The organism is Nocardia barduliensis, from assembly GCF_013315795.1.
GTDB lineage: Bacteria > Actinomycetota > Actinomycetes > Mycobacteriales > Mycobacteriaceae > Nocardia > Nocardia barduliensis.
The window spans coordinates 18,466-30,974 of sequence record NZ_JABLTE010000060.1 but is presented as its reverse complement, the minus strand read 5'-3'; the positions used below and the strand labels follow the sequence as shown (position 1 = coordinate 30,974).

13 protein-coding genes are annotated in these 12,509 nt (G+C 66.3%); all 13 read right to left on the bottom strand.

What is annotated here, in order from left to right:
- Nucleotides 1-2 precede the first annotated feature (2 nt).
- The 13 genes from HOV91_RS23945 to HOV91_RS23885 all read right to left on the bottom strand — a co-directional run bounded on the left by HOV91_RS23945 (nt 3) and on the right by HOV91_RS23885 (nt 12,402).
- Entirely contained in the window at nt 3-713 is a 711-nt protein-coding gene (locus HOV91_RS23945) for a hypothetical protein (protein ID WP_217441065.1), read from the bottom strand.
- 10 nt (nt 714-723) lie between these two features.
- Nucleotides 724-1,902 (bottom strand): MCE family protein, encoded by a 1,179-nt coding sequence (locus tag HOV91_RS23940; protein ID WP_174187647.1) that lies wholly within the window; start codon nt 1,900-1,902, stop codon nt 724-726.
- A complete protein-coding gene (locus HOV91_RS23935) occupies nt 1,899-3,023 on the bottom strand; it encodes an MCE family protein (protein ID WP_174187646.1) in 1,125 nt (374 codons plus the stop codon). Before HOV91_RS23935 ends, HOV91_RS23940 begins: the two co-directional genes overlap by 4 nt.
- The gene (locus HOV91_RS23930) at nt 3,020-4,120 is read right to left on the bottom strand and encodes an MCE family protein (protein ID WP_174187645.1); all 1,101 of its coding nucleotides are present in this window, start codon (nt 4,118-4,120) and stop codon (nt 3,020-3,022) included. Before HOV91_RS23930 ends, HOV91_RS23935 begins: the two co-directional genes overlap by 4 nt.
- A complete protein-coding gene (locus HOV91_RS23925) occupies nt 4,120-5,133 on the bottom strand; it encodes an MlaD family protein (protein WP_174187644.1) in 1,014 nt (337 codons plus the stop codon). Before HOV91_RS23925 ends, HOV91_RS23930 begins: the two co-directional genes overlap by 1 nt.
- On the bottom strand, nt 5,130-6,152 hold the full coding sequence (locus HOV91_RS23920; protein WP_174187643.1) for an MlaD family protein: 1,023 nt from the start codon (nt 6,150-6,152) through the stop codon (nt 5,130-5,132). Before HOV91_RS23920 ends, HOV91_RS23925 begins: the two co-directional genes overlap by 4 nt.
- Complete coding sequence (locus HOV91_RS23915; protein WP_174187642.1) at nt 6,149-7,642, bottom strand: MlaD family protein; 1,494 nt, start codon at nt 7,640-7,642, stop codon at nt 6,149-6,151. Before HOV91_RS23915 ends, HOV91_RS23920 begins: the two co-directional genes overlap by 4 nt.
- Before the next feature lie 7 nt (nt 7,643-7,649).
- Nucleotides 7,650-8,513, bottom strand: coding sequence for an ABC transporter permease (locus tag HOV91_RS23910; RefSeq protein WP_174187641.1), 864 nt, complete (start codon nt 8,511-8,513; stop codon nt 7,650-7,652).
- A gap of 2 nt (nt 8,514-8,515) precedes the next feature.
- Entirely contained in the window at nt 8,516-9,391 is an 876-nt protein-coding gene (locus tag HOV91_RS23905; protein WP_438822687.1) for an MlaE family ABC transporter permease, read from the bottom strand.
- Nucleotides 9,392-9,690: 299 nt separating this feature from the next.
- Nucleotides 9,691-9,879 (bottom strand): hypothetical protein, encoded by a 189-nt coding sequence (locus tag HOV91_RS23900; RefSeq protein ID WP_174187639.1) that lies wholly within the window; start codon nt 9,877-9,879, stop codon nt 9,691-9,693.
- Nucleotides 9,879-10,103 carry a hypothetical protein gene (locus HOV91_RS23895; RefSeq protein WP_174187638.1) on the bottom strand — a complete coding sequence of 75 codons (225 nt, stop codon included), beginning with the start codon at nt 10,101-10,103 and terminating at the stop codon, nt 9,879-9,881. Before HOV91_RS23895 ends, HOV91_RS23900 begins: the two co-directional genes overlap by 1 nt.
- A gap of 257 nt (nt 10,104-10,360) precedes the next feature.
- Complete coding sequence (locus tag HOV91_RS23890) at nt 10,361-12,073, bottom strand: acyl-CoA dehydrogenase family protein (protein ID WP_174187637.1); 1,713 nt, start codon at nt 12,071-12,073, stop codon at nt 10,361-10,363.
- A 134-nt stretch (nt 12,074-12,207) separates the two neighbouring features.
- Nucleotides 12,208-12,402 carry a hypothetical protein gene (locus tag HOV91_RS23885; protein WP_174187636.1) on the bottom strand — a complete coding sequence of 65 codons (195 nt, stop codon included), beginning with the start codon at nt 12,400-12,402 and terminating at the stop codon, nt 12,208-12,210.
- Nucleotides 12,403-12,509 lie beyond the last annotated feature (107 nt).

Here is a 12,509-nt window from a genome sequence, read left to right as displayed (position 1 = left end):
GGTCAGGGGCGCTGCGGCGTCGTCAGGGGCGAATTGACCTTGTTGACCAGCCAGCGGTCCCCGACTTTCTCCAGGCGCATCACCATCGACAGCTGACCCGGTTCGGGCTTGCCCTTGGTACCGAGACTGGTGATGGTCTGGCCGATGACCACGATCGCCTCTGCGGACTGTTCGTCCCCGGCGCGAATCGCGCACTGCACCTCGCGCGTGGCCGAGACGACCTCGCCTTGACCGAGCACTTCGCGCAGTTCGGTGCTGGTGGACTCGAACTGCTTCTTCCAGTCGCCGGTGGCGCCGTCGGTGACCGCGGCGAAGTAGGTGTCCAGGTGCTTGGAGTCGTAGTTCGCCAGGACGGGCGCGTAGCGGCAGGCGGCCGCGCGCGCGTCCTCCTGCGCTGCCAGCAGGTCCTTGCTGTTGTCGCTCTGGACATACCAGTAACCTGCCGCGGCCAGCGAGACGCCGACCAGCAGCGCGGCCGCCGAGCGCAGCGCGATCGTCCCGGGACGCCCGGCCGCCAGACGGCGCAGCCTGCGCCACCCGCCCGCGGATTCGCCGGCGCCGGAATCGGCGGTCGCGGTGGTGACCGTCTCGCGGTTCACCTCGGCCGGTTTCGTCTCGCCGGAGCCGGCCTTCCCCGGCTCGGCGGCCTGCTCGTCCGTGGCGGGCGCGGGCGACTCGGCCGCGGCGCCGGGATCGACGTCGTCACTGTTCATGTGCATTCTCCTAATTGCCGGGGACCGGGCGCGACAGCTCGTCGCCACCGACGCCCGGTGGCCTGGTGGCTCCGTTGTCCGGCACGTCGGGACGCGGCGCGTTCGCCGATCCGCGCACTTGCAGGGCGGGATCGCTGGTGACGCAGTAGTTGTAGAGCCGGACCCGGGTGTCGGCCATCTTGTCCGTGGGGACCAGGGGGATGGTGTCGTACTCGCACGTGGGTCGCGGCCAGATGTCGACCAGCGTATGGAAAGCGTTGTCGTGGGCGGGAATACCCAACGCCTGCGAGCCGACCCGCAGCGCCGGGAACAGTGCCGCGATCGCCGGTGCCCGCAGTTTGGCGGCCTTGGTGATCGCGACGAAGTTCGTCACCAGGTTGGTGATGGGGTCCTGGGTGCGGGACACGAAGCCGCCGAGCGTGCTCAGCTGGGCGGGCCCTTCGTCCAGGAAGTGACGTACTTCTCGGTCCGCTGCCGTCAATTGTTCGAACAACACACCGCCCGTGCGGGTCAGTGTCGCGAGGTCGGGCTGCGCGTGCGAGGTCGTCTCCGCGATCACTTCGAGGTTCTCGATCAACTGCCGGGTCTGCGGGAGCAGATCGCTCAACCCGGCCATGGCGCGGCTGATGCCCGAGACCATGTTCCGCAGTTGGTCGGGGCCGCCCGCCAGTGCCTTGTCGAGTTCGTCGATGATCACATTCAGCCGGTCCGGATTCAGTCCTCCGATGAAGCCGCTGAGATTGGTCAGCACCGACTGCACGCTGACCGGGACCGTCGTCTGGGAGCGTTCCACCAGCGCGCCGTCGGTGAGGTAGGGGCCGGTGTCGGAATCCGGGCGGAAGTCCAGGTACTGCTCGCCCGCCGCCGAGAGCCGGCCGACGGCTACCGTGCCGCCCACCGGGATCTTCGCCGCCGCATCGATCTCGGCCACGGCCGCGACACCGCTGCCCGCGACTTTCACCTCCGTGACCTTGCCGACCCTGGTACCGCGGAAGGTGACGTCGTTGCCCGCCGCCAAGCCGCCCGACGACTGCAGTTCGACGGTCACCGAGTAGTTGTCGGGCAGCGGGTTGATCCGCAGGACTTCGGCGCCGAGATAGACCGCGCCGAGGACGAGCACCACGACCAAGCCGAAGTTCGCCACCGCGATGCGGCGGCGCACCAGCCACTGCCACAACGGGGAATTCATCGGCCGCCTCCTTGCTGCTGTGGTTGCTGGGGCGGACTGGTGACCCGGCCGATCACCCGCTCGATGACCTGCGCCAGGCTGCCGATGAACGCGGTCACGTCGCCGACTTCGGGCGGCCTGCTGCCGTTGGGATCGGTCAGTGCCCCGACACTGAGGTAGGACACCGTCGCCGCGACGGCCAAGGCCGGTCCGTCCAGGCTCGCCATCAGTGAGGGGTAGAGGGTGTGCAGACCGTCCAGCGTTCCGCCGAGATCGTCGCCCATCTGGGTGAAGCCCGCCATCAGCCGCTGGATGCTGTCGAACAGGCTGACCGCCTGCGGCCCGGTGGTTTCGGTGAAGTCGCCGAGCGCGGTCATCGTGGTCGAGACCTTGTCGAGCAGGTCGACGATGGACTGATTGTTCTCGGCGAGCAGAGCCAGCAGTCCGGGGAAGGTGTCGGCGGCGGCGCCCAGTTCGGCTTTGCGCCTGGCCAATTCCCCGGTCAGCACGTTGAGGCCGGTCAGGACGTTGTCGATGTCACCGGTTCGCTGATTCAGCGCGGCGATGACGCTGGTCAACTCGCTGAGCAGGTGCGCGAGCTGCGGCGCGCGGCCCGCGAACATCGAATCCATCTCCGAGGTGATCTTCGCGGCCTGGTTGATGCCGCCGCCGTTGATCAGCATCGAGACCGACATCATCAGCTGCTCGACGGACGCGGCCGCCGAGGTGTGCTCCGTGCCGATGACGTCACCGGCGCGCAGCTGCTCGGCGTTCGGTGTGGTCCGCGGCAGGGTCATCGCCACGAAGATGTCGCCGAGCGGCGTGGCCTGCCGCAATTCGGCGGTGGTGCCGCGGGGCAGCTGGATGTCCTCCCGGATCAGCATTTCCACCTCGGCGACGAAGTTGGTCGTGCTGATCGCGGTGACGACCCCGATGTCGGTGCCGCCGATCTTCACGTGCGCGTGGTCGGGCAGATTGAGCGCGTCGCGGAACGTCGCGCGAATCGGATAGCCGGGCGCCCCGATGCCGGGTTTGGGCATCGGCAGGTTCGCCACGGTCATAGTGCATCCTGTCGCGGTGCTCAGCGCAGCGACCAGCACGGACGCCACCGCGGTGCGCCGCAGCGCGTTCGTACCGATCATTTCGAGATCCCCAGCAGCGCTGCGGTGAGGCCGAAGTCGGGCCCGAAGTCCTGGATCTTTCCGGTGCGACAGCCGTCGAGGCGCATCTGGATCCGTTCGCAGAACTGCGACACGACCTCGTTGTCGAGCAGGACCTTGTCGGTCAGCGCGTGCAGGCGCAGCGCTTGGTGTTCCCGGCTGACGGCGTTGGACAGGTTCTCGAACAGCAGCGGCCCGACGTCGACGATCTCGGTGAGGCCGCGGGCGTTGGCCCGCATCTGTTCGGTGATGGTCGTGAAGCGCTCCAGCGCACCGGCGAGCTGATCGGAGTTCGTGCCGACCAACGTGGAGGTGTTGGTGACGAACTCGTCCAGTTGCCGCAGTACCGCTTGCAGACCGGGCGCCTGGTCCCCCAGCAGCCGCACCAATTCGGTGAGGCGGCCGCTGAAGTCACGGACCGTTCGGTCGTTCTGGGCGATGACGTGGGTGATCTCGTTGAGCTTGATGATCGTGTTCGAGATCTGATCCTTGTTGGCGAAGGTCACCTCGAAAGCCGAGGACAACGCGTCCAGCGTTTCGCGCAGTTTGTCGCCGTTGCCGTCCAGCAGCGGGAACAGCACTCGGCTGGCCATCGGGCCGTTCTGGTCGTCGCCCTGTAGCGCGGCTCCGAGCTGGTCGAAGTTCTGCAGGATGCGGTCGAGTTCGACCGGTGTGCGCGTCCTGGCCAGCGGGATGTGCGTCCCGTCGGTGAGGATCGGCCCCTCGCCGCTGTAGGCGGGGGCGAGTTCGACATGACGGTTGGTGATCAGCTGCGGCGACACCAGGGCGGCCACGGCATCGGCCGGGACCTTGGTTCCCTTGTCCAAGCTCATGGTGACCTGGACGTAGCTGCCCTTGGCCACCACCGTGTCGACGCGGCCGACCGGAACGCCGAGCACCGCCACCTCGTTGCCCGCGTACAGGCCGGCCACATTCTCGAAGTCGGCGCTGATGCGCACGTGTTCGCCGAGGTACTGCCTCGGCAGCGTGGTCAGGCGGTCGGGCACGAGCCCGCAACTCGCGGTGACCAGCGCGGTCACGATAAGCACGCCGAGCTGGGCGAGTCGTCGTGTTCTCATCAGTTGCACCCCTGTACGGCATGTGCGAAACACAGCCAGTTGTCCGGGAAGAACCACGGCGCCCACACGTCGCCGTAGGGCCCGTTCCCGACGGCGTTGTTGAACTGCCGCAGAGCGATGGGCATGTTCTCGTAGAGCCGGTCCAGGTTGTCGCGGTTCTTCGCCAACCCTTCCGACATGGTGTTCAAATCGTGGATGAGGGGCGCGAGCTGGCCGTTGTTCTCCACGCCCATCTCCTGCAGCAATCGCGACAGGGCCGCGACGTTGTCGAGCAACTGCTTCAGCAGGTCCTGCCGTTTCTGGACGGCCGTGCCGATCGCTTCGCCGCGAGTCAGCAACAGCAGCACGCTGTTCTGGTTGTCGGAGACGAGTTGGGACACCTGATCCATGCTCTTCAGCAACGAGTCCACCTCGTCCCGGCGATCGGTGACCACCTTCGCGAGCGCGCCGATGCTGTCGAGCGCCTGGACCGCCAGCTGCGGCGAATCGCCCATCTGCTGGTCGACCAGATCCAGCGCCTGGCGAAGTTTCCGTGGATCGAGGCGTTCGATGCGTTCGAAGGAGTTCTTGTACTTCGGGTCCTGGATCACTTTGCTCAGGTTGTACGGCACCGAGGTGTTCTCGATGCGGATCCGGTTGCCCGGCAGACCCTTTCCGTCGCCCGGCACCAGGTCCACGTGCAGGCGGCCGAGGATCGTCGACATCTTGATGGCGGCACGCGCGTCCGGGCCGAGGCGAAGATCACGGCGCACCTTCAGGTCCACCAAGACCTTGGTGCCCTCCAACCGAACCGCGTGCACCGCACCGACTTCGATCCCCGACACGTCCACGGTCGCACCGGGACGCAGACCGGCGGCCTGGGCGAATTCGACGTGGATCGTCTTGTCGCCCAGGCGGGCCTGAGTCAGGACACTCGATCCGATCAGCAGCGCTGCCACCGTGGCCGCGGCGATCAGGCCGAGCCGCAGATAACGATTGCGCAGGAATCCCGGCACCGGGAAGCCGTTTCTCATCGGCACACCTCCGAATGTGAGTTGCCGCCGACCTGGGAGAACAGCCCCGGCGGGAGCAGCACGCCCCACAGGGACACGTCGAGGCTGCACAGGTACGCGTTGCCGTAGGCGCCGTTGCTGGTGAAGCGGGCGACGCCGTTGAGGACGGCGGGCAGTTCGACCGCGGCCCGGTCCAGCGACGCGCCGTTGAGCAGCAGCAACGCGACACCTGTTGTTGCGTCGTTCTGCGCCTTCGACAGTCCCGGCTTGACCTGCATGATCAGCTGGGTCAGCGAGTCGGTCGTCGCGGCAACCCGGTCGACCGAGTGCTTGAGACTCTCCCCTTGTGAGTAGAGCGCCTCGACCAGCGCCCTGGCCTGGGTCAGCAGCGTCTCCAGCTCGCCGCTGCGGTTGGCCAGACCGCTGAGCACCGAGCTGAGATTGCCGAGGACCTCGCCGAGGATCTCGTCGCGCTGCCCGAACGTGCCCGCCAGCTCGGCGGCCTGGGTGATCAGGCTGCTGAGCGACACCTGGTTGCCCTGCAGGGCTTGGATCAGCGTTTCGGACAGGGAATTGACCTGATCGGGTTGCAGCACGCTGAACAACGGCTCGAACCCGGACAGCAACGCGGACACGTCGAACGAGGGCTCGGTTCGCTCGAGGGGAATCTGCGCCCCCGCCGCGACGACGGTGCCCGCTTCCTTACCCGGCGCGAGCGCGATGTAGCGCTGTCCGATCAGGTTCTGGTAGCGCACCAGCGCCTTCGTCGTGGTGGTGAGCCGCTGGCGTTCATCGATGCGGAAATCGACCCTGGCGCGGTAGCCGTCGGTGAAATCGATCTCGTCGACGCGACCGACCCGCACCCCCGCCATGCGCACGTCGTCCCCGACGCGCAGTCCCAGGACATCGGAGAAGACCGCCGAATAGCGATGCGTGTCGCCGGCGACCGACCGCTGCAAGGTGGACCAGATGGTGAAGGTGAGCACGACGGCCACCACCGCGAACAAGGTGAAGCCCAGCAGCGCCTTGGCTGATCTCACTTGCGCCCTCCCTCGTGAGCGGCGGTGACGGTGACCGATCCGCCGGCCAGCACCGGACTCAGCAACAGGTACTGCGCCACGGTCGGCCGGGTTCCGACGATCGCCGCCACGGCGTCGGACCCACGCAGCGCGATCGGCTGTGCCGGCGTGTCAGGGGCCGGTGCGCCGGGGGCGGGTGCATCGGGACCCGGCGCGTCGGGCGCTGGCGCGTCGGGGGCTGGTGCGACGGGACCGGGTGCAGGCGAGAGACCGGGAATCGACGGCAGGCCCGGGATGAACGGAAGACCGGGAATGGCGGGCAGGCCGGGAAGCACCAGCCCCATGGCGCCCAGCGGTCCCGGCTGTACCGGCACCGGCGCGGGCCCCGCCGCGTCGAGCCATCTCGGCATCAGCTGCGGCGGATAGTTCTGCTCGGGCGCCACCTCGGGCACTGTGGTGCCGCCACAGCGGGGGCCGTACTGGTCGCCGTAGCGGGGGCAGTCCTGGGCCGTGTACTGCTGGAAAGGCGTGAACGAGACGTCCATCTTCCACACCATCTGTTTGGCCGGACCGAAGTGGAACGTGGTAGCCAGCCGTTGCAGCGCGACGTTCAGATTGGCGGCCGTGTACGGAATGGCTTCCGGGTCCTTGGCCAGGCTGCCGAACAGATCGTCCAGCCCGGAGACGAGGAACTTGCCCGCGTCGGGGTTGCGGGCGAACAGCGCGTTGACCGATTCCACCGTCGCGTTCCCGGTGGCGAGCAGGTCGATGAGTTTCGCGCGCCGCTCGGCCAGCGTCCGGGCGGTGGTCACCGATTCCGCGAGCACCCCGACCAGTTCGGGAGCCGACTGGCTCAGCGCGATCGACGCGCGCCCGAGATCCCCGAACAGCGCGTCGACACCCGGAGTCGCCCTGATCTCGGTCAGCCAGGTGTCCAGGCGCTCCACCGTGGAGCCGGGCACGCGCGCCGCGGGATCGAGCGCCGCGGAGAGGGTGGCCAGCACCCGGCCCAGCTTCTCCGGCTGGATGTTCTGGAGCACGTCGCGCAGAACGTTCAGCGTGGTCTGCAAGGCCACCGTCTCGCTGCCGGTGTCCTCCCGAATGGTCGCGCCCGCCCGCAGCGTTCTGGTCTCCGGGCCGTTGTCGAGAAGTTCGATCGCGGTGACGCCGAACAGATTGTTCGGGATCACCCTGGCCGACACGTTCGCCGGAATCGTCGCGGCCACATCGGGTTTCAGGTCGACACCGGCCCGCTGCTCGGCGCCGCGGGCCACCACGTCGACCCCGGCCACCCGGCCCACGACCATCCCGCGGAATTTGACATCCGCCCGGCCCGGCAAACCGTCGCCGGTGCTGGTCAGCACGATCGTCACGGGAACCTTGTCCTCGAAGTACCCGGTGTAGCGCAGCGCCAGCAGGTACAGCAGAACCGCGACCGTGGTCAGCACCGCCAGTCCGGCGAGGGTCAACTGCTTGGCCGTCGGTCCGCGGCCGCTGGGGTCCAGGATCATCGTCGTCTCACCCCGAAATCCGGAATCCGGGATCGATGCCCCAGATGGTCAGCGTCAGAAAGAGATTGGCGAACACCATCACGACGATCACCATCTTGATGGCGCGTCCGGCCGCGACCCCGACGCCTTCCGGGCCGCCGGTGGCGACGTAGCCGTAGTAGCACTGGATGAACGTCGACAGCATCACGAACACGACGACCTTCAGCAGCGAGAAGAAGACGTCCGTGCCGATCAGGAACTGGAAGAAGTAGTGATCGTAGGTGCCTGCCGCGGTGCCGCCCAGCAACACCACCGTGAGCTTGGTGGTCAGGTACGCGGTCGCCAAGCCGATGCTGTACAGCGGGATGATGGTCAGCGTCGAGGCGATCATGCGCGTGCTGATCAGATACGGCAGCGGGCGGATCGCGATCGACTCCAGCGCGTCGATCTCCTCGGAGATCCGCATCGAGCCCAGCTGGGCGGTGAACCGGCATCCCGCCTGGATCGCGAAAGCCAGGGTCGCGAGGATCGGCGCGAGCTCACGGGTGGTAGCGAAACCGGAGATCGCGCCGGTCAGCGGCGACATCGTGAGCAGGTTCAGAGCCGTGAACGACTCCATCCCGACGATGATGCCGCCGAACGCGCACAGGATGACCACGACGCCGATCGTGCCGCCACCCACGATGAGCGAGCCGTTGCCCCAGCCGACATCGGCGGTGAGCCGGGCCACCTCCCGGCGATAGTGCTTGAGGACGAACGGGATGGCGATCAGGGCCTGGAAGAACGTGATGGCCTGATGCCCTACGCGTTGATTGGCGCGAACGGGCCCGAGTGCGGCTTGCCCGACGGTGTGCAGCGGTTTCAGCGCCGGGGGCGTGTAACTGCTCGCCATCCTCACACGACCTTCGCGGGGAACAGCGTGTTGTACAGCTGGGTCAGGATGATGTTGGTGGCGAACAGCATCAGCGCGGAGCTGACCACCGCGGAGTTCACCGCGTTCGCCACGCCCCCTGGGCCACCGTGCGCGTGCAAGCCGATGTCACAGGCGATCACCGCGGTCAGCACCCCGAAGACCGCGGCCTTGACCAAGGCGATGATCAGATCGTCAGCCACCGCGAAGGACGCGAACGAGCTGATGAACGAGCCCGGCGTCCCGGACTGGGCGTACACGTTGAACATGTACGCGGTCGCGAAACCGACGAAAACCACGAAACCGCAGAGCAATACGCTCACCAGCACCGCCGCCGCGAGGCGGGGTGCGACCAGGCGGCGGACCGGGTCGACTCCCATCACCATCATCGCGTCGATCTCTTCCCGGATGGTTCGCGACCCGAGATCGGCGCAGATCGCCGAACCGACCGCACCGGCGACCATCAACGCCGAGACCAGCGGCGCGCCTTGCCGGATGATGCCCAAGCCCGCGACCGCGCCGATGAACGTCGTCGCGCCGACCTGGTTCACCAGAGCGCCGACCTGGATGGAGACCACGACGGCGATCGGAATGGCCACGAACACCGTCGGCGCCGCCGACACGTTGGCCATGAACGCGCACTGCTTGATGAACTCCTGGTAGGGAAACCGTCCCCGCACCAGCGAGACGAACAGTTGCACAATCGCTTCGCGGCCCAACGTGACCTGGCGGCCCAGCGTTTCCAGCGAGCGCTGGGGGTGGCGTCGCCACAATCCCGAGGCGCTGCCGATGATCTTCTCGAGCTCGCCCGGTTCCCTTGGCGGTCGCTCGTCGGCTGGTGTTCGCAGCGAGGCAGTCACCGGTGGCCGTTCCTTTCCGATTTCCCGTCCGCCGCCGGCGGCCGCCCCTTCTGGGGTGCGGAGCGTGTGCAGTGTTGCACACATCACAGACGTCGTACAAGTGATAAGTGATCGAGTATTTCGTTCTTGCTGCCAGCCGCCACCTCGCTGCCGACACATCAGCACTTACCGTAGTAGGCGCTGAGCTGCATATATGCTCTCTATGCCGAGTGGTGGCGGATCACGCGAAAAGAGAGCAAATCAGTAAGTAACTAACTATTCTTCGCCTCTGTCGGCGACGTACGAGTCGCAGCCGACGCCTAGGACAGACCTTCCAGCCAACGTTGCAGCAGCACCACGAGGGCCACCAGCACCACACAGCCCGCCGCCAGCAGACCGAGCACAGCCACCCAGAGCCCGAAGCGGAGAACGGGATTGACCTTCATCTGCCCACCGAGGATCTTGACCACGATCACCAGAACGTCGATGAGCCATACCAGAGCCATCATCAGGTCATGCACACATTCGAGAAGGTGAGCACCGGCCAGCACACGATCGACCCCAGGAACGACACGACCAGATCGAGGCCGTGCATATCGCGGAGGTGACTGGTGTGCGTCAGGGTCCAGATCACCCCGACCAGCCCATACGGAACACCGATGATGACGAGGGTGCCGAGGAACTCGGAAACCTTCATCTCGTAACCGAGTATTCGGTCCAGTTTCTTGAGCATGCGTCGATGCATCCTTTCGCTCCGATCCGCGCCGCCCGCCGCGGGCTCGGACACCTGCCGTACCGCAGGTGTCCGACCGCACCGGCGAACCAAGGGGACCCGAAGCGCTATGTTAGTCATAATTCTTCCCTGAAGGGAAGTCCTACCGGTGACTTCCACCGACGCTACGCCGATCTATCCAGTACAGAGCATCTATCAACGCTTCGAACGACACCGCATGTTGATGGCTATTCTCTACTGAACGGCCAGGACCTCGACTACGGGTTCATCTCGAACGCGCCGGCGTAGCTCAGCACCTCGTCGTGCAGACGCGCGGTGCGCTGCTGGTCGATGATCGGTTTGCGCAGGGCATCCCGGGCCCAGTCCTGCTGAGCGGTCGTCGAGGACGCCTTCGAGAACACCCCCAGCGCGTACGCGGAGAAGTCCCGCACGAACACTTCGAAAATCGAATCCACCAGGTCGTCGGACGTCCCGACGATCGCGGCCTGCTCCAGGATGAGCTGGCCGTAGGGCAGCAGCGTGAACAACTCCCCCACCGCCAGCTGGTAGTCCAGATCCTCGAGCTGGGCCTGGGTGGGCGGCGCCTGCACCGGGAATCGGGTGAACCGCTCGGCCTGCTCGACGAACAGCGCCACGTTCGGCAGGTGCCGATAGGGCGCGTATGCCTGCCGCCAGTCGGCGAAGCGAACCTTGCTCAATCCGGCCGCGCCCGGCTGCCGGAACAGCGACTCGTCGTCACCGGGATCCCGCCGTACCGGAATCGGGGGCAGTTCGGCCGGTTCGAACAGGAAGCTCGGCATGAATTTCAGCGTGAGCGCCATGTTCACATGCGCCGTGCCCTCCAGCCGGGGCATGGAGTCGATGGTGCCGCGCGCCATCGCGAAGTAGGTGTCCTTCTCGAAACCCTTGGCGGAGATGACATCCGAGAGCTCGCGGAAGACGCGCTCGGCCTCCCGGGTGACCTTCATCTTGCCGATGGAGTTGAACATCACGAAGCGGCGGTCCTCCGGCGTCGAGCACCGCATGTAGTCGATCGCCCGTTCGTGGTAGAGGCGCATGGCGTTCATGCGCACGTAGCTGTCGGACAGGATCTGGCGCACCTGCGCGAAGTCGGTGACCGGGTGCCCGAACAGGATCTTGGCCGAGGCGTGGTTGACCGTCTCGTAGAAACAGTGCTCGGCGATGCCGAGCGCGACCATGCCGATGTTGAACTTGCCGCAGTTGACCGCGGCGAGCGCGGCGTCGAATGCCTTGCGGCCCACATGCAGGACGTCGTCGGCGGATACCGGATAGTCCGTCAGGTCGTAGGCGCTGACGAAGTTCTGCCCGTGGATGACGTTCTTCACCAGCCGGTAGTTGGGATGCTGACTGTCGGCGACGAACCAGACGTACGCGTCGGGACCTTCGAGGTCGGTCCGTCTGCCGATGGTCGGCACGATGCGAGCCACATTGCCGTTGCCGATGTAGTACTTGCTGCCGGTAGCGGTGAACCCGCCCGCCCCGTCGGGTGTGAGCAGCATGTCGGTGGCGTAGATGTCGGCGCCGTGATCCTTCTCCGACAGCCCGAAACCGATGATGCCGCCGCGGTCGAGTTCCTCGGCGGCGCGCAGGTGCGCCTTGCCGTTGGCGCTCTGCCAGATGGTGGCCAGACCGAGGGTGGAAACACCCCAGGCGTACCAGTACTGCGGTCCGTAGAAGCCGGTTATCTCGTTGAACCGGGAGATGAACGCGGTGTCCCAGCGCTTGTCCTGGTCCCCGCCCGCGCTCGACCGCGGTGTCGCCATGTAGGCGATGATGCGGCTCTCGGCGAGGAACTCCATCCAATCCCCGTACCACGCGGCCCGCTGCGCGTCGCTGGTGAGCGCCTGTTTGCCCTTCGTCTCGAAGAAGTCGACCACCGACCGCAGCCGAGCCCTGCTAGCGGGATCGAACTCCTCGAAGGTATCGGTTTTCGGATTGAACAGGGGCATGGCGATGCCGCCTTTCGAAAGTGATGGCAAGTGCCATCACATTAGAACTGAGGGCAGCCGCCGTCAATCACTTCCGGGAGGTTGCCTCGAGGCGAATGCGGAGCGAGTGACATACTCGGCCGGTCGCCGCGACCTCAAACCCACAGGCCGCCACACGGCAGGGCGGGCAACCCGACATCGACGTCGTCATCGATCGTGACGACGAACTCGGGATGAGTGCTCGCCAAGACCTCGGCCACACTCTCGGCCTGTTCGGCGCAGGCTTGGTAATCCAGGACCAGAGCGCCGGATTCGATATGGATATGTCGAACGTTTCGCGGGATCGCCATCTCGAATTCACTGCGCCAGACACATAGAGGAGGAGAGAGCCGCCGATCGCCGCCGTCCGCGAATGTCACGGCCGACCTCGGTACAGCTCCCAGTTTCTTGGATGTTA